Annotated in this window: 27 protein-coding genes and 4 tRNA genes; 9 read left to right on the forward strand and 22 right to left on the reverse strand. The window is 69.0% G+C overall.

Features of this window, described 5'->3' with window-relative positions:
• Nucleotides 1–122: 122 nt before the first annotated feature.
• From rpoB to OG842_RS16285, 9 genes are all read right to left on the reverse strand, one after another.
• A complete protein-coding gene (gene rpoB, locus OG842_RS16245; RefSeq protein WP_266730405.1) occupies nucleotides 123–3,608 on the reverse strand; it encodes a DNA-directed RNA polymerase subunit beta in 3,486 nt (1,161 codons plus the stop codon).
• 619 nt (nucleotides 3,609–4,227) lie between these two features.
• The gene (rplL, locus tag OG842_RS16250; RefSeq protein ID WP_114246089.1) at nucleotides 4,228–4,611 is read right to left on the reverse strand and encodes a 50S ribosomal protein L7/L12; all 384 of its coding nucleotides are present in this window, start codon (nucleotides 4,609–4,611) and stop codon (nucleotides 4,228–4,230) included.
• Nucleotides 4,612–4,722: 111 nt separating this feature from the next.
• Nucleotides 4,723–5,253: a 50S ribosomal protein L10 gene (gene rplJ, locus OG842_RS16255; protein ID WP_093540771.1), complete on the reverse strand. Its 531-nt coding sequence runs from the start codon at nucleotides 5,251–5,253 to the stop codon at nucleotides 4,723–4,725.
• 274 nt (nucleotides 5,254–5,527) lie between these two features.
• A complete protein-coding gene (locus OG842_RS16260; RefSeq protein WP_266730406.1) occupies nucleotides 5,528–6,427 on the reverse strand; it encodes a hypothetical protein in 900 nt (299 codons plus the stop codon).
• A 162-nt stretch (nucleotides 6,428–6,589) separates the two neighbouring features.
• Nucleotides 6,590–7,312, reverse strand: a complete 723-nt coding sequence (rplA, locus tag OG842_RS16265; RefSeq protein WP_072485562.1) for a 50S ribosomal protein L1 — start codon at nucleotides 7,310–7,312, stop codon at nucleotides 6,590–6,592.
• Nucleotides 7,313–7,394: 82 nt separating this feature from the next.
• Nucleotides 7,395–7,829: a 50S ribosomal protein L11 gene (gene rplK / locus OG842_RS16270; protein WP_006126872.1), complete on the reverse strand. Its 435-nt coding sequence runs from the start codon at nucleotides 7,827–7,829 to the stop codon at nucleotides 7,395–7,397.
• Between the two features lie 177 nt (nucleotides 7,830–8,006).
• On the reverse strand, nucleotides 8,007–8,885 hold the full coding sequence (nusG, locus tag OG842_RS16275; RefSeq protein ID WP_266730407.1) for a transcription termination/antitermination protein NusG: 879 nt from the start codon (nucleotides 8,883–8,885) through the stop codon (nucleotides 8,007–8,009).
• A gap of 73 nt (nucleotides 8,886–8,958) precedes the next feature.
• The gene (secE, locus tag OG842_RS16280; protein WP_266730408.1) at nucleotides 8,959–9,246 is read right to left on the reverse strand and encodes a preprotein translocase subunit SecE; all 288 of its coding nucleotides are present in this window, start codon (nucleotides 9,244–9,246) and stop codon (nucleotides 8,959–8,961) included.
• 106 nt (nucleotides 9,247–9,352) lie between these two features.
• Nucleotides 9,353–9,425 (reverse strand) — tRNA-Trp (locus OG842_RS16285).
• A gap of 225 nt (nucleotides 9,426–9,650) precedes the next feature.
• Between OG842_RS16285 and OG842_RS16290 the strand changes: the two genes are divergently transcribed.
• Complete coding sequence (locus tag OG842_RS16290) at nucleotides 9,651–10,877, forward strand: pyridoxal phosphate-dependent aminotransferase (protein WP_266730410.1); 1,227 nt, start codon at nucleotides 9,651–9,653, stop codon at nucleotides 10,875–10,877.
• A 120-nt stretch (nucleotides 10,878–10,997) separates the two neighbouring features.
• Nucleotides 10,998–12,020 carry an adenosine deaminase gene (locus tag OG842_RS16295; protein ID WP_266730411.1) on the forward strand — a complete coding sequence of 341 codons (1,023 nt, stop codon included), beginning with the start codon at nucleotides 10,998–11,000 and terminating at the stop codon, nucleotides 12,018–12,020.
• 17 nt (nucleotides 12,021–12,037) lie between these two features.
• Here the strand turns inward: OG842_RS16295 and OG842_RS16300 are convergent, their stop codons facing one another.
• Nucleotides 12,038–12,643 carry a TetR/AcrR family transcriptional regulator gene (locus tag OG842_RS16300; protein WP_266730412.1) on the reverse strand — a complete coding sequence of 202 codons (606 nt, stop codon included), beginning with the start codon at nucleotides 12,641–12,643 and terminating at the stop codon, nucleotides 12,038–12,040.
• 87 nt (nucleotides 12,644–12,730) lie between these two features.
• Between OG842_RS16300 and OG842_RS16305 the strand changes: the two genes are divergently transcribed.
• Nucleotides 12,731–13,366: an NAD(P)-dependent oxidoreductase gene (locus tag OG842_RS16305; RefSeq protein WP_266730414.1), complete on the forward strand. Its 636-nt coding sequence runs from the start codon at nucleotides 12,731–12,733 to the stop codon at nucleotides 13,364–13,366.
• 21 nt (nucleotides 13,367–13,387) lie between these two features.
• Here the strand turns inward: OG842_RS16305 and OG842_RS16310 are convergent, their stop codons facing one another.
• From OG842_RS16310 to OG842_RS16335, 6 genes are all read right to left on the reverse strand, one after another.
• Nucleotides 13,388–14,443 carry a UDP-N-acetylmuramate dehydrogenase gene (locus OG842_RS16310; protein WP_266730416.1) on the reverse strand — a complete coding sequence of 352 codons (1,056 nt, stop codon included), beginning with the start codon at nucleotides 14,441–14,443 and terminating at the stop codon, nucleotides 13,388–13,390.
• Nucleotides 14,444–14,621: 178 nt separating this feature from the next.
• Nucleotides 14,622–15,050, reverse strand: coding sequence for a MaoC family dehydratase (locus OG842_RS16315; RefSeq protein WP_266730417.1), 429 nt, complete (start codon nucleotides 15,048–15,050; stop codon nucleotides 14,622–14,624).
• Nucleotides 15,050–15,502, reverse strand: coding sequence for a MaoC family dehydratase N-terminal domain-containing protein (locus OG842_RS16320; protein WP_266730418.1), 453 nt, complete (start codon nucleotides 15,500–15,502; stop codon nucleotides 15,050–15,052). Before OG842_RS16320 ends, OG842_RS16315 begins: the two co-directional genes overlap by 1 nt.
• Before the next feature lie 123 nt (nucleotides 15,503–15,625).
• Complete coding sequence (gene rpmG, locus OG842_RS16325; RefSeq protein ID WP_003956487.1) at nucleotides 15,626–15,790, reverse strand: 50S ribosomal protein L33; 165 nt, start codon at nucleotides 15,788–15,790, stop codon at nucleotides 15,626–15,628.
• Nucleotides 15,791–15,879: 89 nt separating this feature from the next.
• Nucleotides 15,880–15,952 (reverse strand) — tRNA-Met (locus tag OG842_RS16330).
• 46 nt (nucleotides 15,953–15,998) lie between these two features.
• Nucleotides 15,999–16,071: transfer RNA gene (locus OG842_RS16335), tRNA-Thr, on the reverse strand.
• Between the two features lie 301 nt (nucleotides 16,072–16,372).
• Between OG842_RS16335 and OG842_RS16340 the strand changes: the two genes are divergently transcribed.
• Together OG842_RS16340 and OG842_RS16345 are read left to right on the forward strand one after the other, a co-directional pair.
• The gene (locus OG842_RS16340; protein ID WP_266730419.1) at nucleotides 16,373–17,674 is read left to right on the forward strand and encodes an amidohydrolase family protein; all 1,302 of its coding nucleotides are present in this window, start codon (nucleotides 16,373–16,375) and stop codon (nucleotides 17,672–17,674) included.
• A gap of 34 nt (nucleotides 17,675–17,708) precedes the next feature.
• A complete protein-coding gene (locus OG842_RS16345; RefSeq protein ID WP_266730421.1) occupies nucleotides 17,709–18,365 on the forward strand; it encodes an SDR family oxidoreductase in 657 nt (218 codons plus the stop codon).
• A gap of 22 nt (nucleotides 18,366–18,387) precedes the next feature.
• Here the strand turns inward: OG842_RS16345 and OG842_RS16350 are convergent, their stop codons facing one another.
• Nucleotides 18,388–18,837 carry a DUF523 domain-containing protein gene (locus OG842_RS16350; RefSeq protein WP_266730422.1) on the reverse strand — a complete coding sequence of 150 codons (450 nt, stop codon included), beginning with the start codon at nucleotides 18,835–18,837 and terminating at the stop codon, nucleotides 18,388–18,390.
• A gap of 98 nt (nucleotides 18,838–18,935) precedes the next feature.
• Nucleotides 18,936–19,017: transfer RNA gene (locus OG842_RS16355), tRNA-Tyr, on the reverse strand.
• Between the two features lie 378 nt (nucleotides 19,018–19,395).
• Between OG842_RS16355 and OG842_RS16360 the strand changes: the two genes are divergently transcribed.
• From OG842_RS16360 to OG842_RS16370, 3 genes are all read left to right on the forward strand, one after another.
• Entirely contained in the window at nucleotides 19,396–19,884 is a 489-nt protein-coding gene (locus OG842_RS16360) for a YajQ family cyclic di-GMP-binding protein (protein ID WP_072485575.1), read from the forward strand.
• A 160-nt stretch (nucleotides 19,885–20,044) separates the two neighbouring features.
• Entirely contained in the window at nucleotides 20,045–20,545 is a 501-nt protein-coding gene (locus tag OG842_RS16365) for a methylated-DNA--[protein]-cysteine S-methyltransferase (protein WP_266730424.1), read from the forward strand.
• 1 nt (nucleotide 20,546) lies between these two features.
• Nucleotides 20,547–21,260: an alpha-ketoglutarate-dependent dioxygenase AlkB family protein gene (locus OG842_RS16370; protein ID WP_266730425.1), complete on the forward strand. Its 714-nt coding sequence runs from the start codon at nucleotides 20,547–20,549 to the stop codon at nucleotides 21,258–21,260.
• Here the strand turns inward: OG842_RS16370 and OG842_RS16375 are convergent.
• A complete protein-coding gene (locus tag OG842_RS16375; protein WP_266730426.1) occupies nucleotides 21,221–21,493 on the reverse strand; it encodes a GlsB/YeaQ/YmgE family stress response membrane protein in 273 nt (90 codons plus the stop codon). The two genes, OG842_RS16370 and OG842_RS16375, sit on opposite strands and share 40 nt — an antisense overlap.
• Before the next feature lie 292 nt (nucleotides 21,494–21,785).
• Here OG842_RS16375 and OG842_RS16380 point away from each other — a divergent pair, with 292 nt between their 5' ends.
• Complete coding sequence (locus OG842_RS16380) at nucleotides 21,786–22,187, forward strand: YccF domain-containing protein (RefSeq protein ID WP_266730427.1); 402 nt, start codon at nucleotides 21,786–21,788, stop codon at nucleotides 22,185–22,187.
• Between the two features lie 50 nt (nucleotides 22,188–22,237).
• Here OG842_RS16380 and htpX read toward each other — a convergent pair whose 3' ends face one another.
• From htpX to OG842_RS16395, 3 genes are all read right to left on the reverse strand, one after another.
• Nucleotides 22,238–23,101 carry a zinc metalloprotease HtpX gene (gene htpX, locus OG842_RS16385; protein WP_266730428.1) on the reverse strand — a complete coding sequence of 288 codons (864 nt, stop codon included), beginning with the start codon at nucleotides 23,099–23,101 and terminating at the stop codon, nucleotides 22,238–22,240.
• Nucleotides 23,102–23,315: 214 nt separating this feature from the next.
• Complete coding sequence (locus tag OG842_RS16390; protein ID WP_266730430.1) at nucleotides 23,316–23,771, reverse strand: large conductance mechanosensitive channel protein MscL; 456 nt, start codon at nucleotides 23,769–23,771, stop codon at nucleotides 23,316–23,318.
• A gap of 94 nt (nucleotides 23,772–23,865) precedes the next feature.
• Nucleotides 23,866–25,413 (reverse strand): NADH-quinone oxidoreductase subunit N, encoded by a 1,548-nt coding sequence (locus OG842_RS16395; protein ID WP_266733624.1) that lies wholly within the window; start codon nucleotides 25,411–25,413, stop codon nucleotides 23,866–23,868.
• Between the last annotated feature and the right edge of the window lie 38 nt (nucleotides 25,414–25,451).

A 25,451-nucleotide genomic window follows, 5' to 3' on the forward strand; every position in this document is an offset into this window, starting at 1 on the left:
CAATCCCTCTTTCGGGGGTTCGAGCCCCCTCGCGTCAGGCGAGAAATCGGGGCACTTCAGCAATGGTCTGAACGGGTCCGGGGAGAGCCGGCCGGATCACTGGGATCCGGCCGGCCAACCCGTCAGACCTCTTCGACGCTGCTCGGCTCGCGCCGGGACAGGTCGATACCGAGCTCCTCCGCCGCGCGGAAGACGTCCTCGTCCGTGTCGCGCATCTCGATGGACATGCCGTCCGAGGACAGCACCTCCACGTTGAGGCAGAGCGACTGCATTTCCTTGATGAGCACCTTGAAGGACTCGGGGATCCCGGGCTCGGGGATGTTCTCGCCCTTGACGATGGCCTCGTAGACCTTCACGCGGCCGGTCACGTCGTCGGACTTGATCGTCAGGAGCTCCTGGAGGGCGTATGCGGCGCCGTATGCCTCAAGGGCCCACACCTCCATCTCACCGAATCGCTGACCACCGAACTGAGCCTTACCACCCAGCGGCTGCTGGGTGATCATGGAGTACGGACCCGTCGAACGAGCGTGCAGCTTGTCGTCGACGAGGTGGTGCAGCTTGAGGATGTACATGTAGCCGACCGAGACCGGGTCCGGGAACGGCTCGCCGGAGCGGCCGTCGAACAGCTTGGCCTTGCCGGAGGGCTGCACCAGGCGGTCGCCGTCGCGGTTCGGGATCGTGGCCTCGAAGAGACCGGAGATCTCGTCCTCGCGCGCACCGTCGAAGACGGGGGTGGCGACGTTGGTGCCGGGGGCGACCTGGTCGGCGCCGATGGCCTGCAGGCGCTTGGCCCACTCGTCACCGAGGCCGGAGACGTCCCAGCCGCGGCTGGCGAGCCAGCCGAGGTGGATCTCCAGGACCTGTCCCGGGTTCATTCGGGACGGGACACCCAGCGGGTTGAGGATGATGTCGACCGGGGTGCCGTCCTCCAGGAACGGCATGTCCTCGATCGGCAGGATCTTCGAGATGACGCCCTTGTTGCCGTGACGGCCGGCGAGCTTGTCACCGTCGGTGATCTTGCGCTTCTGCGCGACGTAGACGCGGACCAGCTGGTTCACGCCCGGCGGCAGCTCGTCACCCTCTTCGCGGTCGAAGACGCGGACGCCGATGACCTTGCCGATCTCACCGTGCGGCACCTTCAGCGAGGTGTCGCGCACCTCGCGCGCCTTCTCACCGAAGATCGCGCGGAGCAGGCGCTCCTCGGGGGTCAGCTCGGTCTCACCCTTGGGCGTGACCTTGCCGACGAGGATGTCACCGGCGACGACCTCGGCACCGATACGGATGATGCCGCGCTCGTCGAGGTCGGCGAGGACCTCCTCGGAGACGTTCGGGATGTCCCGGGTGATCTCCTCCGGGCCGAGCTTGGTGTCACGGGCGTCGACCTCGTGCTCCTCGATGTGGATCGAGGAGAGGACGTCGTCCTGCACGAGGCGCTGCGACAGGATGATCGCGTCCTCGTAGTTGTGACCCTCCCACGGCATGAACGCCACGAGCAGGTTCTTGCCGAGGGCCATCTCACCGTTCTCGGTGGCCGGACCGTCGGCGAGGACCTGGTCGGCGACGACCCGGTCGCCCTCGGAGACGACAACCTTCTGGTTGACCGAGGTGCCCTGGTTGGAGCGCATGAACTTGGCGATGCGGTACGTGGTGTACGTGCCGTCGTCGTTGGTCACGGTGATGTAGTCCGCGGAGACCTCCTGGACCACACCGTCCTTCTCGGCCTTGAGCACGTCGCCGGCGTCGGTGGCGCAGCGGTACTCCATGCCGGTGCCGACGAGCGGGGCCTCCGACTTAATCAGCGGCACCGCCTGACGCATCATGTTCGCGCCCATGAGGGCACGGTTGGCGTCGTCGTGCTCCAGGAAGGGGATCATCGCGGTCGCGACGGACACCATCTGGCGCGGCGAGACGTCCATGTAGTCGACGTCCGTGCCGGGCACGTAGTCGACCTCGCCGCCACGGCGGCGGACCAGCACGCGGTTCTCGACGAAGCGGAGCTCGTCGCTCAGCGGCGCGTTGGCCTGCGCGATGACGAAGCGGTCCTCCTCGTCGGCGGTCAGGTAGTCGACCTCGTCGGTGACCTGGCCCTCGACGACCTTGCGGTACGGCGTCTCGATGAAACCGAACGCGTTGATCCGGCCGTAGGAGGCCAGCGAGCCGATCAGACCGATGTTCGGGCCTTCGGGCGTCTCGATCGGGCACATGCGGCCGTAGTGCGAGGGGTGCACGTCACGGACTTCGAAGCCGGCCCGCTCACGGGAGAGACCACCCGGGCCGAGGGCGTTGAGACGACGCTTGTGCGTCAGGCCCGACAGCGGGTTGTTCTGGTCCATGAACTGGGACAGCTGGCTGGTGCCGAAGAACTCCTTGATGGAGGCGACGACCGGCCGGATGTTGATCAGGGTCTGCGGCGTGATCGCCTCGACGTCCTGGGTGGTCATGCGCTCGCGCACGACGCGCTCCATACGGGCGAGACCCGTACGGACCTGGTTCTGGATGAGCTCGCCGACGTTACGGATACGACGGTTGCCGAAGTGGTCGATGTCGTCGGTCTCGACCATGATCGAGCGGCCGGACTCGCCGACCGTCTCGGTCTCACCGGCGTGCAGCTTGACCAGGTACTTGATCGTCGCGATGACGTCGTCGCTGGTGAGCACACCGGCGTCGAGCGGCTCGTCGGCGCCGAGCTTCTTGTTCACCTTGTAGCGGCCGACCTTCGCGAGGTCGTAGCGCTTCGGGTTGAAGTAGAGGTTCTCGAGCAGCGTCTGAGCGGCCTCACGGGTGGGCGGCTCACCCGGACGCAGCTTGCGGTAGATGTCGAGCAGCGCGTCGTCCTGGCCCTGGGTGTGGTCCTTCTCCAGGGTGGCGCGCATGGACTCGTACTCGCCGAACTCCTCCAGGATCTGCTCGGTCGTCCAGCCGAGAGCCTTCAGGAGAACGGTGACGGACTGCTTGCGCTTGCGGTCGATGCGGACACCGACCATGTCGCGCTTGTCGATCTCCATCTCCAGCCAGGCACCCCGGGACGGGATGATCTTGGCGGAGAAGATGTCCTTGTCGGACGTCTTGTCGATGGAGGAGTCGAAGTAGACACCCGGCGAGCGGACCAGCTGCGACACGACGACACGCTCGGTGCCGTTGATGACGAAGGTGCCCTTGTTGGTCATGAGCGGGAAGTCGCCCATGAAGACCGTCTGGGACTTGATCTCGCCGGTCTCGTTGTTGGTGAACTCGGCGGTGACGAAGAGCGGGGCGGCGAACGTGAAGTCGCGCTCCTTGCACTCGTCGATCGAGTTCTTCGGGGGCTCGAAGCGGTGGTCGCGGAAAGTCAGCGACATCGACCCGGAGAAGTCCTCGATCGGCGAGATCTCCTCGAAGATCTCTTCCAGGCCGGACTTGGTCGGGACGTTCTGCCCACTGTCCAGAGCAGCCTCGACGCGAGCCTTCCATGCGGCATTGCCGAGGAGCCAGTCAAAGCTCTCGGTCTGCAGCGCGAGGAGGTTCGGAACCTCGAGGGGCTCCTTGATCTTTGCAAAGGAGATGCGCAGCGGGGCGGTGCTGGCACCGTTGTTCGTATTCGCGGTCGAGGCGTTGCGCGAGGCGGCCAAGAGGGGGTCCTTCCGAGGGCTCGGACTCACTACGCGCGTACCGGTCCCAAGCCGGACACGATGACAGTCGGTTCCTGATTCGACCGAATAAGGCCAGGTCAGAGACGATCAGTCATCGGTGCTCAAGCGAGGGCATGCCCCTGGTGACGGGCAGGAGGCAGCTAACAGGCAGCGCAAAGGGTCAGTGTAGCCAAACGGCACACTGATGTCCAGTCGGGGTTCTCAGAGACCCACGTTGCTCTCAACAGCTGTTCTCAACACCTATGGCTAGCCCTTGCGCGTGCTGCGCTCTTCTTTACTGCCCGCTTCGCCCACGATCCATGCCTCGGATTCGGATCGATGTGACGACGCGTCCTGAGAATTGCGCGCCGCGTGCGGTTCGTCAAGGCCCCCCTGCGGGGACAACGCCCCGAGGTCCGCACCCGACCGCTTCCCGGCGCCGGTCGGCCGCTCCGGAGAGGCAACGGCGAAGATCACCATACTCGTCGCCGCCGGAAGAGCAAGGCAGCCGCCTCGGGTACGCCGAAGGGCGACCACCCGGATGGGTGATCGCCCTTCGTGTGATGACGTCCGTGCCGTACGGCAGGAGGCGTCAGAAGGAGTCAGCAGACTCCCTGAGTCACTTGACCTCGACGGAAGCGCCGGCGGCCTTGAGGGACTCGGCAGCCTTCTCGGCGGCCTCCTTGGCGACCTTCTCGAGGACCGGCTTCGGGGTGCCGTCGACGAGGTCCTTGGCCTCCTTCAGACCCAGCGAGGTCAGCTCACGCACGACCTTGATGACCTGGATCTTCTTCTCGCCGGCGCCGGTGAGGATGACGTCGAACTCGTCCTTCTCCTCGACGGCCTCGGCAACGGCGCCCGGGCCGGCCGGACCGGCGACGGCGACGGCCGCGGCGGCGGTGACGTCGAACTTCTCCTCGAAGGCCTTCACGAACTCGGAGAGCTCGATGAGGGTCATCTCTTCGAACTGCGCGAGCAGGTCGTCCTGGGACAGCTTCGCCATGATGGCGTCCTTCCACTAATTCGGCAGGTGCCGGATGTACATGTAGGCGGGCGTACGTTCGGCCCGCTGCGACCGTCTCCCTAGTGGGCGACGATCATTGCGCGAGCCGAGTTACTCGGCACCGCCCTGCTCTTCGAGCTTGACGCGAAGCGCCTCCGCGGTGCGGACGAACTTCGACGGCAGCGCCTGGAAGAGCGAAGCAGCCTGAGACTGCTTGCCCTTGAAGGCACCGGCCAGCTTGCTGAGCAGAACCTCGCGGGACTCGAGGTCCGCAAGCTTCTTGATCTCATCGGCGGACAGCGCCTTGCCATCAAGGACACCGCCCTTGATGATCAGGTTCGGGTTCTCCTTGGCGAAGTCACGAAGACCCTTCGCCGACTCCACCGGGTCACCGGTGATGAAGGCAACCGCCGTCGGACCAGTGAACTGGTCGTCCAGCGACGTGATCCCGGCCTCGTTGGCCGCAATCTTGGTCAGCGTGTTCTTCACCACGGCGTACTGGGCGTTCTCACCGAGCGAACGACGCAGCGTCTTGAGCTGCGCCACGGTGAGACCCCGGTACTCGGTCAGCACAGCGGCGTTCGAGCTGCGGAACTGGTCCGCGAGCTCGGCTACCGCGGCAGCCTTGTCGGGCCTTGCCATGAGCGTCGGCCTCCTTCCGGGTGATGAGGACCGCTCAGAAGGGGCCGGGAAAGACGAAACGCCCCGGCGCAGGCGCCAGGGCGTAGCTCGACCGAACAAATCCGGGAGCTTTCCACAGTCACCTGCGCAGGTCGCCCGTGCTAAACGGATCCTTCGGTCGCTGTCCCCTCTTGCGAGAGCACAGCAACGACCAGCGGTCTTTGGCTTCTGTAGGAGAGTACGCGACCGGAGTCGCGCCGAGCAAATCCGTCCCGCCCAGGGCGGCACGGGAGGTTCAGGACGCGCCCGAACCCGCCCCCTGCTGCTTGAGGAGCTCGGCGAAGTCCACCGTGTCGGTGGCCGGCGGCTGCTCGACGGAGACCTTCGTCCCGTAATCGCTGTAGTACACCGTGGAGTTGAGCTCGCCGGTCTTCATCTGGCCGCGCTCGCTCTTCTTGACCAGCAGGTCGTTGTCGTCGACCCAGATGTCCACCGTCTCCGTGGTGATGCCGGCGTCGCTCAGCTGCTGCTTCAGCTGCTTCAGCTGGGCGGCGTCGAGCTCGGAGTTCTTCGCGGTCAGAGCGGCGACGTCGATGGTCCCGGAGTAGTGCGTGGTGGAGACGCCGCGGACGTCCTCCTTGCCGACCTTCTTCACGTCCCCGGAGGCGAGCAGCGACTTCACGCCCTGGTCGGGGGTGGTGTTCTGCATCTGCTGCTTCATCGCCTCGCCGGAGGCGCCCGCCATCTTGGCGAGGTCGGCGTAGCCGTAGTGGATCCAGTGCTTGCCGCCGGTCTGCTTCGCGAAGCCGTCGCCCATGTTGACGACGTAGCCGTCCTTGAAGTAGCGGGCCTGCATCGTACCGGTGCCACCGGACTGCTTCATGGCGTCCGCCATGCTGCCGCCGGTGTACGTGATCTCCATGGCGCCGGTGAGACCGTCGGTCCAGTCGATGGTGCCGCTCTGCTCCATGGACATCGTGGTGCCCATCTGCGTGGTGCCCTCGACCTTCGCCGAGCTCTCCCCACCGGTCTTCTTCTCCACGGCGCGCAGCGCGGCGATCGGGTCGGCCTTGACGACGCCGCTGCCCTGCTTGTCGCTCTTGCCGCTGTCCGATCCGCTGCAGGCCGCGACCGACGTCAGCGCCGCTGCCGCTGCCACCGACAGACACACGCGTCGCACGGTACTGGTCCTCATGTCAGCTTCCACCCCTCGTTCGGCTCTGTCGGGGCCTCACGCTAACGCACAGGTCCGACACAGCCTCCGGCAATACGGATACAAGGACGGGCCCCGCACCTCGAAAGGTTGCGGGGCCCGTCAATGTCACACGTGACGCGGCTTGCTGCCGAGCGCTGGGGCTCAGACGGCGGCCGGGTCCTCCTCGACGAGGAGGTTACGGGTGCGGTTGGCGTCCAGCGGGATGCCGGGGCCCATCGTGGTGGCCAGGGTGGCCTTCTTGATGTAGCGGCCCTTGGCGGCGGACGGCTTCAGACGGAGGATCTCCTCCAGCGCCGCTGCGTAGTTCTCCACCAGCTTGGTGTCGTCGAACGAGACCTTGCCGATGATGAAGTGCAGGTTCGAGTGCTTGTCGACGCGGAACTCGATCTTGCCGCCCTTGATGTCGTTGACAGCCTTCGCGACATCGGGGGTGACGGTGCCGGTCTTCGGGTTCGGCATCAGACCACGCGGACCGAGCACCCGGCCGAGGCGGCCGACCTTGCCCATGAGGTCCGGGGTGGCGACGACGGCGTCGAAGTCCAGACGGCCCTTCGCCACCTCGTCGATGAGCTCGTCGGCGCCGACGATGTCGGCGCCCGCGGCTTCCGCGGCCGCAGCACGGTCACCGGTCGCGAAGACCAGGACCCGGGCGGTCTTGCCGGTGCCGTGCGGGAGGTTCACGGTGCCACGGACCATCTGGTCGGCCTTGCGCGGGTCGACACCCAGGCAGAACGCGACCTCGACGGTGCCGTCGAACTTGGTGGAGGCGGTGTCCTTGGCGAGACGGACGGCCTCGAGCGGCGCGTAGTTGCGCGACCGGTCGACCTTGGCGTCCGCAGCGCGGAGGTTCTTGCTGCGCTTCACTTCTACTCCTGTTGGTTTCAGGGTGTGGAGTCGTGGTGCGGGCCAGCGCTTGGCCCTACCACTGGGGATGTGAGGGGCTGAATCAGCCTTCGACCGTGATGCCCATGGAACGGGCGGTGCCAGCGATGATCTTCGACGCGGCGTCGAGGTCGTTGGCGTTCAGGTCGGGGAGCTTCGTCGTGGCGATCTCACGGACCTGGGCAGCCGTCAGCTTGGCGACCTTGGTCTTGTGCGGCTCGCCGGAGCCCTTCTCCACGCCCGCAGCCTTGAGGATCAGCTTCGCGGCCGGCGGAGTCTTGGTCACGAAGGTGAAGGAACGGTCCTCGTAGACCGTGATCTCCACCGGCACGACCATGCCACGCTGCGACTCGGTCGCGGCGTTGTAGGCCTTGCAGAATTCCATGATGTTGACGCCGTGCTGGCCGAGCGCGGGGCCGACCGGCGGGGCCGGGTTGGCCGCACCAGCGTTGATCTGGAGCTTGATAAGCCCCGTGACCTTCTTCTTCTTGGGAGGCATTGCTCTCTCCGGGTCCTAGTGAGAGTGTTTCGCCGCCTTCCGGATCATCCGGATGGAGGCATACCGCACAACGATAACGGGTATGGCTGCGCGACCAAAAACCGAGCAGGTCAGACGGGCTTCTCAGCCGGTCTGACCTGCTCGGTAGGCATGTGTCCAGAAACTGGCGGGAAGCCGCTAGTTCTTCTGGATCTGGTCGAAGCTCAGCTCGACCGGGGTCTCGCGGCCGAAGATCTCGACGAGGCCCTTGACCTTCTTCGAGTCGGCGTTGATCTCGTTGATCGTCGCCTGCAGCGTCGCGAACGGCCCGTCGGTGACGGTGACCGAGTCGCCGACCTCGAAGTCGAGCACCTGGACCTCGACCTTGCGGGCCGGAGCCGGCTTGCCCTCGGCCTCGGCGGCCTCGCGGGCGGCCTTCTCCTCGGCCTCCGGGGCGAGCATCTTGACGATCTCGTCCAGGGTCAGCGGGTAAGGGTCGTAGGCGTTGCCCACGAAGCCGGTGACACCGGGCGTGTTGCGGACGACGCCCCAGGACTCGTTCGTCAGGTCCATGCGCACCAGGACGTAGCCCGGGAGCTTGTTCTGGCGGACGTTCTTGCGCTCGCCGTTCTTGATCTGGACGATCTCTTCCTCGGGCACTTCGGCCTGGTAGATGAAGTCCTCGACGTTGAGCGAGACGGCGCGCTGCTCCAGGTTGGCCTTCACACGCTTCTCGTAACCGGCGTACGTGTGGATGACGTACCACTCGCCGGGAAGGCCGCGCAGTTCGTCGCGCAGGGCGGTGACGGCGTCGACGGGCTCGGCCGGCTCGGCCTCTTCCTCGTCGTCCTCGTCGCTCTCGGATTCGGCGTCGGCCTCCGCGGCCTCTTCCTCGTCCTCTTCGTCCTCGACGTGCAGGGCGGCCTGCTCGGCGGGCTCACCTGCGGCGTCGTCGGCAGCTTCGGCCTGGTCCGGCTCCTCGGCGTCCGCCGCCTCGACGATGTCGAGCTCGTCCTCGGCGGACTCGAAGGCGCCCGCCGTCGGCTCGACGGCGTCGTTCAGGTTCGGGTCAGACACGGTGGCTGCTTCTTCCTGGATACAAATGGGTGGAACATGCGAAAGGGGCGCCCATGAGGCGCCCTCCGCGGGATCAGCCGAAGACGTACTTGATGACCCGCTGGAATCCGAAGTCAATCACGGTAACCAGACCGATCATGACGACGACGAAGACAATCACCACACTGGTGTATGTCGTCAGCTGGCTGCGAGTCGGCCAGACGACCTTGCGCAGCTCGGCGACGATCTGGCGGTAGAACAGCGCGAGGCGGCCCAGAGGGCCCTTCTTTCCGCGCTTGCCGCCCTTCCGGGTCTTCTTCCTCGACTCGGGTACTTCATCCTCGGCATCAGGCATGTCGATGGAGCCCACGGCGTCCGTCACGCTTCTCACCTGATTCCGGGTCATGGCCGTGCCGCGCCCGGTGGAGCCGCACGGCGGTGCATTGAAGTACGTACATGCGCACACATCCTGGCGAAGGAGTGTGTAGCAGGGCCGGAGGGACTTGAACCCCCAACCGCTGGTTTTGGAGACCAGTGCTCTACCAATTGAGCTACGACCCTTTGTGGTTTCCACCAACCTACCGCATCTCCCCGGATGCTCCGGGTGCAGGAACGGTGCGGCTGGTGAAGGCCAACGACAGGTGAGTGTACGTGTTCAGCGGCCCGGCGTCGAACAGATAGCTCCCGACCGCTCCTGATCGCATGTTGTCCGCATGCTGTCCGAGTCGTGTCCGGTCCCTGAAACCGCTGTGCCGACTGGGATCACGGTCTGGAACCATGGGGGCCATGAGCGCTGCAACTTCCCCCTCCGAGCGCCGGGTCTCCGCCCGCATCGGTGCCATCTCCGAATCCGCCACCCTCGCCGTCGACGCCAAGGCCAAGGCCCTCAAGGCCGCCGGCCGTCCGGTGATCGGCTTCGGTGCCGGTGAGCCCGACTTCCCGACCCCCGGCTACATCGTCGAGGCCGCGGTCGAGGCCTGCCGCAACCCGAAGTACCACCGCTACACCCCGGCAGGAGGGCTCCCGGAGCTCAAGGCCGCCATCGCGGAGAAGACGCTGCGCGACTCCGGCTACGAGGTCGACGCCTCGCAGATCCTGGTGACCAACGGCGGCAAGCAGGCCATCTACGAGGCGTTCGCCGCGATCCTCGACCCGGGCGACGAGGTCATCGTCCCCGCCCCGTACTGGACCACCTACCCCGAGTCGATCCGGCTGGCCGGCGGTGTCCCGGTGGAGGTCGTGGCCGACGAGACCACCGGCTACCGGGTCTCCGTCGAGCAGCTGGAGGCGGCGCGCACCGAGCGCACGAAGGTCGTCCTGTTCGTCTCGCCCTCGAACCCGACCGGTGCCGTGTACAGCGAGGCCGACGCCGAGGCGATCGGCCGCTGGGCCGTCGAGCACGGCCTGTGGGTGCTGACCGACGAGATCTACGAGCACCTGGTCTACGGCGACGCGAAGTTCACCTCGCTGCCCGCGATCGTGCCCGAGCTGCGTGACAAGTGCATCGTGGTCAACGGCGTCGCCAAGACGTACGCGATGACCGGCTGGCGGGTGGGCTGGATCGTCGGCCCGAAGGACGTCGTCAAGGCCGCGACCAACCTCCAGTCGCACGCCACGTCCAACGTCTCCAACGTGGCCCAGGTCGCCGCGCTGGCCGCCGTCTCCGGGAACCTGGACGCGGTCGCCGAGATGCGTACCGCCTTCGACCGGCGTCGGCAGACCATCGTCCGGATGCTCAACGAGATCGACGGGGTGCTGTGCCCGGAGCCCGAGGGCGCGTTCTACGCGTACCCCTCGGTGAAGGAGCTGCTCGGCAAGGAGATCCGCGGCAAGCGCCCGGCCACCTCGGTCGAGCTGGCGGCGCTGATCCTGGACGAGGCCGAGGTCGCGGTCGTACCGGGCGAGGCCTTCGGTACGCCGGGCTACCTGCGGCTGTCCTACGCGCTGGGCGACGAGGACCTCGTCGAGGGCGTGTCGCGGCTCCAGAAGCTGCTGGGCGAGGCCAAGGCGTAGCAGCTGCTGAATCCAGTGACCGACCCCCGGCTCCCGCCGGGGGTCGTTTGCTTGTTCTATGGGCAACCCGATGGGGAAAGCGGCTACCGCTGAACCCCGGGTGTGCGGCAGGATCTTGGGATGGAGCGTGATGTACGGCTGTTGCCCAAGGCCCACCTGCACCTGCATTTCACCGGGTCGATGCGGCCGACGACCCTGCTCGAACTCGCCGACAAGTACGGCGTGCGTCTGCCGGACGCCCTGACCAGTGGCGAGCCACCCAGTCTGCGGGCCACGGACGAGCGCGGATGGTTCCGCTTCCAGCGGCTCTACGACATCGCCCGGTCCTGTCTCAGGGCCCCCGAGGACATTCAGCGGCTGGTCCGCGAGACGGCCCAGGAGGACGTCGCGGACGGCTCCGGCTGGCTGGAGATCCAGGTCGACCCCACCTCTTACGCGCCGCTGCTCGGCGGGCTCATCCCGGCGATCGAGATCATCCTGGACGCGGTGGACAGCGCGTCGCGCGAGACGGGGCTGCCGATCCGGGTGGTGATCGCGGCGAACCGGATGAAGCATCCGCTGGACGCCCGGACGCTCGCCCGGCTCGCGGTGCGGTACGTGGACCGGGGCGTGGTCGGATTCGGGCTCTCCAACGACGAGCGCCGCGGGATGGCCCGGGACTTCGACCGGGCCTTCGCCATCGCCCGCGAGGGCGGCCTGCTGGCGGCGCCGCACGGCGGTGAGCTGTCCGGCCCCTCCAGCGTGCGGGACTGCCTGGACGATCTCGACGCGGCCCGGATCGGGCACGGCGTACGGGCCGCCGAGGACCCGCGGCTGCTGCGCACGCTGGCCGAGCGCCAGGTGACCTGCGAGGTCTGCCCGGCGTCCAACGTGGCGCTGGGCGTCTACGAGAAGCCCGCCGACGTACCCCTGCGCAAACTGTTCGAGGCCGGGGTACCGATGGCGCTGGGCGCGGACGATCCGCTGCTCTTCGGTTCGCGGCTGGCCGCGCAGTACGACCTCGTGCGGCGCCATCACGCGTTCACGGACGAGGAGCTGGCCGAACTGGCGCGGCAGTCGGTACGGGGCTCCGCCGCGCCGGCCCCGGTGCGGGACCGGCTCCTGGCGGGCGTCGACGACTGGCTGGCGAAGCCCGCGGGGTAGCGCGGGGCGGGTCCGGGTTACGCCCCGATGCCCCGCATCAGCGTCCGCGCCATGGAGGCGGCGAACTCGTCGAGGGTCTGCGGCGGCTCTCCGTCCTCCGTGGCCTCGTAGGCGAAGGCCCGCTGGGCGCAGGCTCCCAGCAGCAGCGACGCGGCCGCGTAGGTGTCCGCGTCGGTCCGGACCCGGCCGGCGGCCTGTTCGGAGCGCAGATAGGCGTCCAGGCCCCTGAGGGGCATGTGCGGGCCGGTGCCGAGCTCCCGCATCGCGTCGTCGTGGCGCGCCTTGAGCCTGGGCTCGGCGTACAGCGAGGCGGCGATCGGGAAGACCTGCTCGTAGAAGAGCGCGGCCCGGCGGGCGATCTCGGTGAGGTTCTGCTCGACGGTCCGCTCCCCCGGACCCGGGGTCGCCACGAGCTGCTTCAGCAGCGGGTCGATCCTGGGCAGCCGTTCCTTGAGCACGGTGACGAACAGCTCTTCCTTGTTCGCGAAGTGCTTGTAGAGCGCGGCCTCGGAGCAGCCTGCGGCTCTGGCGATCTCCTTGGTGGTGGCGCGGGCCAGGCCGATGGTGAGCATCAGCTGATGGGCGGCGTCGATGATGCGGACGCGGGCCGGCTTCTGCTCCATGTGCACTCCAACGAAGCTTGACCAGGTGGTGAGTATCCACTCACTCTATGGGTGAGTGAATACTTACCCACCCTGGGAGGGTGTGCAATGAGGATCACGGTGTTCGGCGCCACGGGCGGCGTCGGTCAGGAGATCGTCCGCCAGGCGCCGGCGGCGGGCCACGAGGTGACAGTGGTGGTCCGTGACCCGGCGCGGCTGCCCGTCCCGCTCTCCGAGGTGCAGGTGCACACGGTGGCGCACATGGACGAGCCGGAGGCGCTGCGCGAGGCGGTCGCGGGCCGGGACGCGGTGCTCTCGGCGCTCGGCTCGCGCGGCCGGAAGGCGGATGGGGTCGCCGAGCGGCTCACCGGATCGGTGCTGGCGGCGATGGAGGCGGAGGGGGTGCGGCGGCTGCTGGTGGTCAGCGCGGCCCCGGTCGGCCCGCGGCCGGCCGGCGACCCGCTTCTGGACCGGCTGGTCCGCAAGGCGGTCGGGGCGGCCCTCAAGGAGGTCTACGCGGACCTGACGATGATGGAGGCCGCGCTGGCCCGCAGCGCGACGGACTGGACGTCCGTACGGCCGCCGAAGCTCACCAACGGGCCGCTGACGGGGAAGTACCGGACCGCCGTCGGCAGCACTCCGCGCAGCGGCCGGACCATCGCGCGGGCCGATGTGGCCCACGCGATGCTGGCGCTGATCGACGACCCGGCGTCGGTGAAGCAGGGCGTGGGTGTGGCGTACTGAGCGGGGCGGGACCTGCCCGTCCTACAGGCTCACGCCGACCGTCACCGGTTCGTTGACGAGCGTGACGCCGAACGCCTCGCGGACCCCGGCGACGACCTCGCGGGCGAGTGCGACGAGGTCCTCGGTGGTCGCCTCGCCGCGGTTGGTGAGGGCGAGGGTGTGCTTGGTGGAGATACGGGCCGGTCCCGTGCCGTACCCCTTGGCGAATCCGGCCCTGTCGATGAGCCAGGCCGCGGAGGTCTTGACGCGTCCCCCGTCCGCGGGGAAGGCGGGGGGCGTCGTCTCCGGGCCGAGCCGGTCCCTGGCGCGGGCGAGGAACGCCTCGTACTCCGCCTCCTCCAGGATCGGGTTGGTGAAGAACGAGCCGGCCGACCAGGTGTCGTGGTCCTCCGGATCCAGCACCATGCCCTTGCCGGCGCGGAGCCCGAGCACGGTTTCGCGGGCGGCCGCCGCGGGCACCCGCTCGCCCTGTTCGACGCCCATGGCGCGGGCCGTCTCGGCGTACCTCAGCGGCGCGGACAGACCGCCCGCGTCCTCCAGCTCGAAGCGGACACGCAGCACCACGAAACGGTCGGGTTCGGCCTTGAAGCGACTGTGCCGGTACGAGAACGCGCACTCGGCATTCGGGATGGTGACCGTTTCCTCGGTGCGCCGGTCATAGGCGACGACCTCCGTGATGGTGGAGGAGACCTCCTGGCCGTACGCGCCGACGTTCTGAATCGGCGTCGCACCGGCGGAGCCCGGGATTCCGGCCAGGCACTCGATGCCTGCGAGGCCGACCTCGACGGTACGGGCCACGGCGTCCGTCCAGATCTCGCCGGCGGCGAGCTCAAGCGTCGTGCCGTCCAGTGCGAAGCCCTTGGTCGCGATGCGCAGGGCGGTGCCGTCGAAACCCTTGTCGCCGATGACCAGGTTGCTGCCGCCGCCGATGACGAGGAGCGGGGTGCCGCTCCCGTCGGCCTCGCGCACGGCTTCGATCACCTCGGCGTCGCTCGTCGCCGTGAGGAGGCGGGCGGCGGGGCCGCCCAGCCGGAAGGTGGTCAGGGGGGCGAGGGGGGCGTCATGGAGTTCCTGCACGGGGACAAGGGTACGGTCCGCGCCGCCACCGCTCGGGCGGGGCACGGACCGGCCTCGCCGCAGAGCCACGACCGGACCCGGCGCCCGGCCGGAAAGCCGGGCGCAACCTGCCCACAGGCAAGGATGAGGGGCCCGGCCCCGTGGACCGTGCCCCTCATACCTGCCGCGCGGTACGGCCTCAGCCGAGCCGCACCACGGCGCGGGACATGCCCAGCACCTTCTTGCCCTCGTTCATGGCCGTCAGGTCCACCCGCACCTGCTTGTCGTCCAGCAGGGCGGCCACCTTGGCGCTGACCTCGATCAGGGCGCCGTCCTCGTCGTTCGGCACGACGACCGGCTTGGTGAACCGCACCCCGTACTCGACGACCGCTCCCGGGTCGCCGACCCAGTCCGTGACCACCCGGATCGCCTCGGCCATGGTGAACATGCCGTGCGCGATCACATCCGGCAGTCCGACCTCGCGGGCGAACTTCTCGTTCCAGTGGATCGGGTTGAAGTCGCCGGAAGCGCCCGCGTACTGCACCAGCGTCGCCCGGGTCACCGGGAAGGACTGCGCCGGCAGCTCCGTACCGACCTCGACCGACTCGTATGCGATCTTCGCCGTCATCACGCCTCCTCGGCGGCGCGCGCCACCAGCTTCGTCCACGCGGTCACGACGTGCTCACCGGACTCGTCGTGGACCTCGCCACGGACGTCCAGGATGTCGTTGCCCGCCAGCGACTTGATGGCCTCGATCGTCGAGGTGACCGTCAGCCGGTCCCCCGCCCGTACGGGACGCACATAGGAGAACTTCTGGTCGCCGTGCACCACCCGGCTGTAGTCCAGGCCCAGCTGCGGGTCGTGGATCACCTGCCCGGCCGCCTTGAACGTGATGGAGAAGACGAACGTCGGCGGCGCGATCACATCGCTGTGGCCGAGCGCCTTGGCGGCCTCGGGGTCGACGTACGCCGGATTCGCGTCGCCCACCGCCTCGGCGAACTCGCGGATCTTCTCCCGGCCGACCTCGTACGGCGGGGTGGGCGGATAGGTCCGCCCCACGAAGGACTGGTCGAGCGCCATGAGCTCGCTACCTCCTGATGAAAGATGAACAGGCCGAAGAAATGATGAACAGGCCGAAGGACAGCCTTCATACAACGACACGAGGCCGCCCCCAATGGGGACGGCCTCGTGTACGAGCCTGTTTCAGCGCGTTTCGCGGTGCGCAGTGTGCGAGTTGCAGCGCGGGCAGTGCTTCTTCATCTCAAGACGGTCCGGGTTGTTACGCCGGTTCTTCTTGGTGATGTAGTTCCGCTCCTTGCACTCCACGCAGGCCAGCGTGATCTTCGGGCGGACGTCGGTGGCAGCCACGTGAGTGCTCCTTGGACGGACGGATGGACGGATGAACGCAAAAAAGAGTAGCCGATCGAAGGACCGACCCCACAATCGGCTACCGTAAGTAGCGGTGACCGGACTTGAACCGGTGACACAGCGATTATGAGCCGCTTGCTCTACCGACTGAGCTACACCGCTTTGATGAATGAGTCCCCCCGCCGAAGCGGGGTTTCCCGATCACCAGAGCCCCAATGCGGAATCGAACCGCAGACCTTCTCCTTACCATGGAGACGCTCTACCGACTGAGCTATTGGGGCGAGCGATGAAGACATTACACGGTCTGTCGCCGATCGCCCAAATCCGTTTCGGGCCCCCCTCCGGAACCCTTGATCGACGCCGCGCCGATCCCTCGGCCGACAGCCTCCGGAACCGCCCTTCGGCCGCCTGAGCAGCGCCTCGGTCTCCCCGCGGGGCACCGCCGTCACGGCCGTACGCGCACGCCCCACGCGTCCCCAGGGCCACACCGGTACGACTATTTCGCTCCTCCTCGAACCGGGCCGGACACGCCCCTAGGCTCGACTCACTCTGCGTGATCTTGTCCCCATTCCCAGGAGCGCGATGCCCGACAGCCAGCCGTGGCAGCCGGACGACCGGGCCGCCGACGCGGCCGATGCGACCGGCAGCCCCGACACCGCCGCCCCGGCCGGGACCGGCCTGGTGCTCTGCGGCGCCCGGCTCACCGACGGCCGCGTCGTGGACGTACGGCTCGGCGGCGGCCGCATCGAGGCCGTCGGCACGGCGGGCAGTCTGACCGCACCCGGTCCGCGGCTGGACCTGCGCGGCTACCTGCTGCTCCCCGCCCCCGTCGAACCCCACGCCCACAGCGACACCGCGCTCACCGCCGACGGCGCGGGCCCCGGCGTCCCGGGACCGGCGTCGCACCGCCCGGAGGACATCCGGCGCCGCGCCACCGAGGCCGCCCTGCTGCAGCTCGGCCACGGCGCCACGGCGCTGCGCTCGCACGTGCGGATCGGGGACGTCCAGGGCCTCGCCCCGCTCGAAGCCGTACTGCAGGCGCGCCGTTCGCTGCGCGGGCTGGCCGACCTGACCCCCGTCGCCGTGCCGCGGCTGCTCACCGGCGTCGCGGGCGTCGGCAACCTGGCCATGCTGCGCGACGCGGTGAAGATGGGGGCCGGCGCGGTCGGCGGCTGTCCGGACCTCGATCCGGACCCGACGGGGTACGCGGAGGCGGTGCTGGAGGTCGCCGCCGAGCAGGGCTGCTCCGTCGACCTGCACACGGACGGCGACGATCCGGCCCGGCTCGGCCGGCTGGCCGCCATGGCCGGAGGGCTGCGGACCGGCGTCTCCCTCGGCCCGTGCGCGGGCCTCTCCCGGCTTCCCGCGCAGGCCGCGGCCCGCGCCGCCGACCAGCTGGCCGCGGCCGGTGTGACGGTGATCTGCCTCCCCCAGGGCGGCTGCAGCGGCATGGAAGGCCGGGGCACCGCCCCCGTACGGCTGCTGCGGGCGGCCGGCGTGCGGGTCACGGCGGGCAGCGGGGCGCTGCGGGACGTCGCGAACCCCGTGGGCCGCGGTGATCCGCTGGAGGCCGCCTACCTGCTGGCCTCGCAGCACGGGCTGCCGGCCTCAGAGGCGTACGAGGCGGTGTCCTCGGCCGCCAGGACGGTGATGGGGCTGCCCGGGGTCAGGGTCGAGGCGGGCTTCCCGGCCGAGCTGCTCGCCGTGCGCGGGGAGCAGCTGGAGGGGGTGCTGTCGCTGGCCTACAGCCGGGTCGTGGTGCATCGCGGCCGGGTGGTGGCGCGGACGAGCGCGGTGCGCGAGTACTGCGACTCGGAGACCGTCGTCGCCCTCGGCCTGCCCCGCCAGGGGAGGCCGGATTCCGGTTCCTGCGGCGGGCCCTGAGCGCGGCGGGCCGTCGCGGCGTACGGTCGAAACCATGCGCATTGTCATCGCAGGTGGACATGGTCAGATCGCGCTGCGGCTGGAGCGGCTGCTCGCCGCGCGCGGGGACGAGGCGGTGGGCGTCATCCGCAATCCGGACCAGGGCAAGGACCTCCGGGCCGTGGGCGCGGAGCCGGTGGTCCTGGATCTCGAATCCGCTTCCGTGGAGGAGGTGGCCCGGGTGCTGCGCGGTGCCGACGCGGTGGTCTTCGCGGCCGGCGCGGGCCCGAACAGCGGCGCGGAACGCAAGGAGACGGTGGATCGCGGGGCGGCGGTGCTCTTCGCCGACGCCGCCGAGCTGGCGGGCGTACGGCGCTACGTCGTGGTCTCGTCGATGGGCGCCGACCCCGACCACCCGGGCGACGAGGTCTTCGACGCGTATCTCCGGGCCAAGGGGGCTGCGGACGCGTACGTGCGCTCCAGGACCGGGCTCGACTGGACGATCCTGCGCCCCGGCATGCTGACGAACGACGCGGGCACGGGGGCGGTCCTGCTGACCGCGTCGACCGGCCGCGGTCCGGTGCCGCGCGACGACGTGGCGGCGGCGCTGCTGGAGCTGCTGGAGACCCCGGCGACGGCGGGGCTGACGCTGGAGCTCATCTCGGGGAACGTGCCGGTGGCGGTCGCGGTGAAGGACATCGCGGGCAACTGACCTGCGGGCGGGGGCGCGGCTCTCAGGCGCGCGGTGCCGGGCGGACGGTGATGCCGTGGCGTTCCAGCAGCGCGGCGGTGACGCCGTCGCCCTCGCGGAGCCCGCCCGTGAACGTACCGTCGTAGACCGCTCCGCGCCCGCAGGACGGGCTGCGCGCCATCAGCAGCGCCTCGGTGCACCCGGCCCGGCGTGCGGCCTCCAGCGCCCGTCCCGCGCCGTCCACGAACTCCTCGGTCACGTCGTGTCCGGTGTCGTCGACGACCCGGGCCCGGCCGTCCAGCACGTCATGGCCGTCGCCGCCGACGATCTCGGCGGGGCGGCGCGGGGTGGGCAGTCCGGCGGAGACCTCGGGGCAGAAGGCCACGGGGCGGCGGTCGCCGATGGCCGCGGTCACCTCGGCGGAGGCCTTGCCGCGGCCGTCGAAGCGGCAGGGCACACCCTGCAGACAGGCGCTGACCAGTACGGATTCCATGTCAGGACCCCTCGCGGCAGAAGCGGCAGAAGACGCGCAGCAGAGCACGCGCGGCAGAAACAAAGAAGGCCCCTGTCTGAGACAGGGGCCTTACCTTGTGGCGGCGCCAGGGTTCGAACCTGGGTAGGCTGAGCCGGCAGATTTACAGTCTGCTCCCTTTGGCCACTCGGGCACACCGCCGGGGATTGCTGCCGTGAGAACCGCTTTTCGGCGGCGCCCCCTGGCAACGACGTAAACGATACCCGATGCCCGGGGGTGCTTCGCCACCGGATTGATCAGCGGCCCGATCGGGCGCGGGTGGCCAAGGATTGTCCCGTAATCCCTGGTGGATCAGCGTGCGGCGTCGGACGCGGCGCATCGCAAGGCGAGGGGGCGCCCGAATACTGGATGTATTCGGGCGTTCCGACAACGCGGCGAGGCGCCATGGCCGTCGTCGCACGCCCGCCAGGGTTCACGGGACAGCCCTTAGGCTTTGATCGGCGCCGCGGGGCCGACAGGCCCGCCGCCGGTACGTATGCACCCCCGTTTCCGCATCCCCGATACAAGGAGCCACACGTCATGGCCGACTCCAGTTTCGACATCGTCTCGAAGGTCGAGCGGCAGGAGGTCGACAACGCCCTCAACCAGGCCGCCAAGGAAATCTCGCAGCGTTACGACTTCAAGGGCACCAACGCCTCGATCTCCTGGTCCGGCGAGAAGATCCTGATGGAGGCGAACGGCGAGGAGCGGGTCAAGGCGATCCTCGACATCTTCCAGTCCAAGCTGATCAAGCGGGGCATCTCGCTGAAGTCGCTGGACGCGGGCGAGCCGCAGCTGTCCGGCAAGGAGTACAAGATCTTCGCCACGATCGAGGAGGGCATCTCCCAGGAGAACGCCAAGAAGGTGGCGAAGATCATTCGCGACGAGGGCCCGAAGGGCGTCAAGGCGCAGGTCCAGGGCGACGAGCTGCGGGTCAGCTCGAAGAGCCGGGACGACCTGCAGGCCGTGCAGGCGCTGCTGAAGGGCCAGGACTTCGACTTCGCCGTGCAGTTCGTGAACTACCGGTAGGTCCCGCCCTTCGCCGGAGTGCGGAGCGGGAGCACCGCTCCGCACCCGGGGTGCGATGTCCGAAAACCGCTGGTCGTGGTGGATCGGGGAACGCAGACTTGTCCATGTCGGGCGACGATCCGGTCGAATCCCGGCATGAAGTGCAGGAAAGGGACGAGTCATGACCATGTACGCAACGGTCGACAGCCCGCTGGGTGAACTGCTGCTGGTCGGCGAGGAGACCACCGGCGGGGTGGCGCTCGCCTCGCTCTCGCTGCCCGGCCAGAAGGGCGCCGCGGTCGTCCGGGACGGATGGGTCCGCGCACCGGAGGCGTTCGCGGGGATCGCCGCCCAGCTGCGGGAGTACTTCGCGGGCCGGCTGACCCGCTTCGACATCGTGTACGCGGACGGCGTGGGCACCGACTTCCAGCGCCGGGTGTGGACCGCCCTGGACGCCGTCCCCTACGGGGAGACCGTCTCGTACGGACAGATCGCCGAACGCATCGGCACCCCGGGGGCGGGCGTGCGGGCCGTGGGGACGGCGATCGGGCGCAACCCGCTGCTGGTCGTGCGGCCGTGCCACCGGGTGATCGGCTCGGACGGGGCGCTGCGGGGTTACGCGGGCGGCCTGGAGTGCAAGGAGCGGCTCCTGCGGCTGGAAGGCGCCCTGGCGGTGCGCTGAGATGTCCGGACTCTTCCCCAGACCCCGCACCGTCGTCGCGCCGGGGGCGGTGCATGTGCCCGAGTGGCTGTCGCCGGAGCGGCAGCGGGAGTTGGTGGCGGCCTGCCGGGAATGGGCGCGCGGTCCGGTGCCGCTGCGGCACACGGTCCTGCCGGGCGGCGGGGTGATGTCCGTGCAGACCGTCTGCGTGGGGTGGCACTGGCAGCCGTACCGGTATTCGCGCACGGCCGACGACGTGAACGGGGCGCGGGTGGCCGCATTCCCCGACTGGCTGGCCGAGCTGGGGCGAGAGGCGCTGATCGCGGCGTACGGGGACGAGAGCCCGGTACGGACGTACGCGCCGGACACCGCGCTCGTCAACTTCTACGACGCGGCGGCGCGCATGGGCATGCACCAGGACAAGGAGGAGCGGTCCGGCGCTCCGGTGGTGTCGCTCAGCATCGGCGACACCTGTGTATTCCGCTTCGGGAACACGGAGAACCGTGGAAGGCCCTACACGGACGTGGAATTGGCCTCCGGCGATCTGTTCGTCTTCGGCGGGCCCTCGCGTTTCGCCTTCCACGGCGTGCCGAAGGTCTGCCCCGGTACCGCCGATCCCGCGACGGGGATGAGCCGCGGCAGGCTCAATCTGACCCTGCGCGAGACCGGGTTGGGGACCTTCGGTACGGACGGGCGTCAGCGGCGTTCGCGGGAGTTCCCGAACAGCAGCCGGTAGGCGATCAGCAGGACCAGCGAACCGCCGATGGCAGCGATCCAAGTGGCCAGGTCGAAGAAGTCGTTGGTAATGGGGCGGTCGAGGAAGCGCGACGATATCCAGCCACCGAGGAAAGCGCCGACGACCCCTATGAGGGTGGTGCCGATCAGGCCGCCCGGGTCACGGCCCGGAAGCAGGATCTTGGCGATGACTCCGGCCGCCAGTCCGAGAATGATCCATCCGATAATGCTCATGCGTGCGAACCTACCCGTCACTCGTTCCTGAAATCCAAGACGTTCGCGCCGGTCGGGCGGTTGCCCGCGCGGCCTGTGAGCCGGCTGTGAACGGGCTGCGAGCAACTGCTCGGTGCCGTTCCTGCGTTCATGGTCAATGACGGCGCTGACAACCGGGCGGGACGGCGGGGCGGAAGCCGTGGGACGGCGGGGCGGTCACTCCACGGGCCCGCTCCGGCTGCTCTCCCCCGTGACCAGGGCTGATACTGACCATGCAGAGCGATGACGGGCGACCCCCGGAAGGCGAGTGACCATGAAGCTCATACAGCTGATCCTGAACATCCTGTGGGTGGTGTTCTGCGGGATCTGGATGGCCCTCGGGTACGTCGTCGCCGCGATCATCTGCTTCGTGCTGATCGTGACGATTCCGTTCGGCATCGCTTCCCTGCGGATCGCCGGTTACGTGCTGTGGCCGTTCGGGCGGACGACCGTGGAGCGGCCCGACGCGGGGGCGCCCTCCTTCGTCGGCAATGTGATCTGGCTCGTCTTCGCCGGGTGGTGGCTCGCGCTGGGGCACCTGATCACCAGCATCCCGCTGTTCGTGTCGATCATCGGTATCCCCTTCGGCTGGGCGAACCTGAAGATGATCCCGATCTCGCTCATGCCGCTGGGCCGCGAGGTCGTCCCGAGCGACGAGGCCTTCGGAGCCCGCTGAGCGGCTTCAGGCGCGGGGGCGAGCGTCTTCAGGAGCGGAGACGGGCGGCTTCAGGAGCGGGGGCCGGCCATCTGCTCCAGTCGGGCGATGCGCTCCGCCATGGGCGGATGGGTCGAGAACAGCTTGGACATGCCCTGGCCGGGGCGGAACGGATTCGCGATCATCATGTGGCTCGCGGTCTCGAGCCTCGGCTCCGGGGGCAGCGGCAGCTGTTTGGTTCCTGCGTCGAGTTTGCGCAGGGCACTGGCCAGGGCCAGCGGGTCGCCGGTCAGCTGGGCGCCTGAGGCGTCCGCCTCGTACTCCCGGGAGCGGCTGACGGCCAGCTGGATGACGGAGGCCGCGATCGGGCCGAGGATCATGATCATCAGCATCCCGAAGATGCCCGGTCCGTCGTCGTCGTTGGACCGGCCCACCGGGATCAGCCAGGCGAAGTTGACCAGGAACATGACGACGGAGGCGAGCGCCCCGGCGACGGACGAGATCAGGATGTCCCGGTTGTAGACATGGCTCAGCTCGTGTCCCAGTACGCCGCGCAGCTCCCGCTCATTCAGGATCTGCAGGATGCCTTCGGTGCAGCAGACCGCCGCGTTGCGTGGGTTGCGGCCGGTGGCGAAGGCGTTGGGGGCCTGCGTCGGGGAGATGTAGAGCCTGGGCATGGGCTGGCGGGCGGCTGTGGAGAGCTCGCGGACCATGCGGTAGAGCTGTGGCGCCTCGAATTCGCTGACGGGGCGGGCCCGCATGGCCCGGAGCGCCAGCTTGTCGCTGTTCCAGTACGCGTAGGCGTTGGTGCCGACGGCTACGAAGAGCGCGACGATCAGGCCTGTACGTCCGAAGAGGCTTCCGATGACGATGATGAGTGCGGACAGGCCCCCGAGGAGTACGGCGGTTCTCAGCCCATTGTGCCGGCGGTGCACGGTACGCCCTCCAAGTGGTGCAGCAGGGGAACCCTTTGCTTGGTGGTCTCCACTCCTCCAGTGGAGCCTCCCGTACCGGTCAACGCCAGGCGAGAGGAGCTAGTTCCCTTGTGCGCGCCGCCGCAGGGCCGGGCCTGTCCGGCTCTTGTGGCCGGACAGGCTCTGGGCCGTACGGGTCAGTGGCTGTACGCGTGCCGGTCCGCCCCGGGGTGACTCAGCGCTGGGCGGGGAGTCCGGCGACCTCCAGAGCCTCGGGGTCCGGCTTGATCTCGCTGGTGCAGTGGGCGCAGCGGGAGGCGATGGCCGGGATCTCGGTGTAGCAGCGGGGGCAGTCGCGGGTGGCGGCCTTGATGTCGAGCTTCTCCGCCTTGGTGAAGCGGGCCTGGACCTTCGCCATGGGCACGACGACGCAGAAGTAGAGAACGGCGGCGGTGATCAGGAACGCGATGGCGGCGGCGAGGAACTTCCCGTACGGGAAGATGGTGCCCTCGACCGAGAACTCCGCCGAGCTGAAATCCCCGACGGAACCGGTGGCGAGGCCGATCAGCGGGGTGATGAAGGCCGTGCTGAATCCGGTGACGACCGCGGTGAACGCCGCTCCGACCGCCAGCCCGATGGCCATGGAGATGACGTTTCCGCGCAGGATGAAGTCCTTGAACCCGTTCAGCACCGCTCTTGCTCCTCTGGAATGCGTACGTGTGGGGGGTGTGCGGGCAAGACCTTGCCCTGTACGGACCGTCCCGGGCAAACCGATCTTCGGTATGTCAGAAGAGACTGACGGCGGCGAACCGGAGGACGGCCTGCGGAGCGCCCGACAGCACCACGCCGGCCGCGGCGGTGAGCGCGATGGCGACGGTGAGGGAGGCCGGGACTCCGTGCCTGGTGGGGACGCGTACGGCGTCCTGTGTCGAGGTCTCTTCGAGGACCGCCGCCGGGGTTTCCTCCGGGGCCTCCTCCGGGGCGCGGAAGAGCGTCGCGGTCCACTGGAGGTAGTAGTAGAGCGCGATCACGACGTTGACGGCCATGACGACGGCGAGCCAGCCGAGCCCGGCGTCGACGGCCGCTGAGAAGACCGTGACCTTGGCGAAGAGGCCGATGATGCCGGGCGGCAGGCCGGCCAGGCAGAGCAGGAAGAAGGCCATCGCCAGGGCGGCGAGCGGGCGGGTGGCGTACAGGCCGCGGTAGTCGGTGAGCCGGTTGCCGGGGCTGGTTCGGGCGACCAGGGCGGCGACCGCGAAGGCCCCGAGGTTCACGACGGCGTACATGAGGGCGTACGCGACGGTGGAGCCGATGTGCTCGTCGCTGGAGTACGCGGCGGCGGCGATCGGCACCAGGAGGTAGCCGGCCTGCGCGACGGAGGACCAGGCGAGCAGGCGTACGGCGCTGCGGGCCCGGCCTGCGTTCTGGCGCAGGGCGGCGACGTTGCCGATCGTCATGGTGAGCGCGGCGAGGACGGCGAGCGCCGGTCCCCAGACGTCGGCGTACGCCGGGAACGCGATCACGGTGACGAGGATGAGGCCGGAGAAGCCGACCGCCTTGCCGACCACCGAGAGGTAGGCGGCGATCGGCAGGGGGGCGCCGATGTAGGTGTCGGGAACCCAGAAGTGGAAGGGCGCGGCGGCCGTCTTGAAGGCGAAGCCGACCAGGGTGAGGGCGACGCCCGCCTTGGCGAGGGTGTCCAGCTGACCGGGTACGTCGTCGAGCCGGGCGGCGATCTCGGTGAGGTGCAGGGTGCCGGTGGCCGCGTACACGAAGCTGACGCCGAGCAGCATGACGGCGGTAGCGACGACGGAGGAGAGGAAGAACTTCAGTGCGGCCTCGGAGGACCGCCGGTCGCCACGCTTGATGCCGACGAGGGCGAACGCGGGCAGCGAGGCGACTTCGAGGGCGACGACGAGGGTGGCGAGGTCCCGGGCGGCGGGCAGGAGTGCGGCGCCGGACGCCGAGGACAGCAGCAGGAACCAGAACTCGCCGGCGGGGAGCTTGCGGGTGTCGCCGAGCGAGAGCAGGGCGGTGAGCAGTGCGCCGCCGAGCACGAGGGCCTGGATGACCAGGGCGAAGTGGTCGGCGGTGTAGCTGCAGGCGCCGGCGGAGCCGGGTCCGGTGGCAGCCGCGTCGAGGCAGAAGGTGGAGCGGTCGCCGTCGCGCAGCGGGACGAGGAGGGCCAGGGCGGCGACGAGCCCGGCGATGGTCAGCGCGCCGAGGAGCGGCTTGCGGCGGTCGGGGAGGAAGAGGTCGGTGACCAGGACGATCAGGGCCGTGGCCGCGACGACGACCGGGGGTGCGATCGCGAGCCAGTCGACGGACTGGATGAGGCTGGTGGTGTTCTCGGCCGCGGTGGTGACGAGGT

The organism is Streptomyces sp. NBC_00376, from assembly GCF_036077095.1.
Classification (GTDB): Bacteria; Actinomycetota; Actinomycetes; order Streptomycetales; family Streptomycetaceae; genus Streptomyces.

What these genes read in the sequence shown, in the direction of transcription:
- rplL (WP_114246089.1), bottom strand. Translation starts at nt 4,611, where the DNA reads ATGGCGAAGCTGTCCCAGGACGACCTGCTCGCGCAGTTCGAAGAGATG.
- rplJ (WP_093540771.1), bottom strand. Translation starts at nt 5,253, where the DNA reads ATGGCAAGGCCCGACAAGGCTGCCGCGGTAGCCGAGCTCGCGGACCAG.
- OG842_RS16260 (WP_266730406.1), bottom strand. Translation starts at nt 6,427, where the DNA reads ATGAGGACCAGTACCGTGCGACGCGTGTGTCTGTCGGTGGCAGCGGCA.
- rplK (WP_006126872.1), bottom strand. Translation starts at nt 7,829, where the DNA reads ATGCCTCCCAAGAAGAAGAAGGTCACGGGGCTTATCAAGCTCCAGATC.
- OG842_RS16290 (WP_266730410.1), top strand. Translation starts at nt 9,651, where the DNA reads ATGAGCGCTGCAACTTCCCCCTCCGAGCGCCGGGTCTCCGCCCGCATC.
- OG842_RS16295 (WP_266730411.1), top strand. Translation starts at nt 10,998, where the DNA reads ATGGAGCGTGATGTACGGCTGTTGCCCAAGGCCCACCTGCACCTGCAT.
- OG842_RS16300 (WP_266730412.1), bottom strand. Translation starts at nt 12,643, where the DNA reads ATGGAGCAGAAGCCGGCCCGCGTCCGCATCATCGACGCCGCCCATCAG.
- OG842_RS16305 (WP_266730414.1), top strand. Translation starts at nt 12,731, where the DNA reads ATGAGGATCACGGTGTTCGGCGCCACGGGCGGCGTCGGTCAGGAGATC.
- OG842_RS16315 (WP_266730417.1), bottom strand. Translation starts at nt 15,050, where the DNA reads ATGACGGCGAAGATCGCATACGAGTCGGTCGAGGTCGGTACGGAGCTG.
- OG842_RS16320 (WP_266730418.1), bottom strand. Translation starts at nt 15,502, where the DNA reads ATGGCGCTCGACCAGTCCTTCGTGGGGCGGACCTATCCGCCCACCCCG.
- OG842_RS16340 (WP_266730419.1), top strand. Translation starts at nt 16,373, where the DNA reads ATGCCCGACAGCCAGCCGTGGCAGCCGGACGACCGGGCCGCCGACGCG.
- OG842_RS16345 (WP_266730421.1), top strand. Translation starts at nt 17,709, where the DNA reads ATGCGCATTGTCATCGCAGGTGGACATGGTCAGATCGCGCTGCGGCTG.
- OG842_RS16350 (WP_266730422.1), bottom strand. Translation starts at nt 18,837, where the DNA reads ATGGAATCCGTACTGGTCAGCGCCTGTCTGCAGGGTGTGCCCTGCCGC.
- OG842_RS16360 (WP_072485575.1), top strand. Translation starts at nt 19,396, where the DNA reads ATGGCCGACTCCAGTTTCGACATCGTCTCGAAGGTCGAGCGGCAGGAG.
- OG842_RS16365 (WP_266730424.1), top strand. Translation starts at nt 20,045, where the DNA reads ATGACCATGTACGCAACGGTCGACAGCCCGCTGGGTGAACTGCTGCTG.
- OG842_RS16370 (WP_266730425.1), top strand. Translation starts at nt 20,547, where the DNA reads ATGTCCGGACTCTTCCCCAGACCCCGCACCGTCGTCGCGCCGGGGGCG.
- OG842_RS16375 (WP_266730426.1), bottom strand. Translation starts at nt 21,493, where the DNA reads ATGAGCATTATCGGATGGATCATTCTCGGACTGGCGGCCGGAGTCATC.
- OG842_RS16380 (WP_266730427.1), top strand. Translation starts at nt 21,786, where the DNA reads ATGAAGCTCATACAGCTGATCCTGAACATCCTGTGGGTGGTGTTCTGC.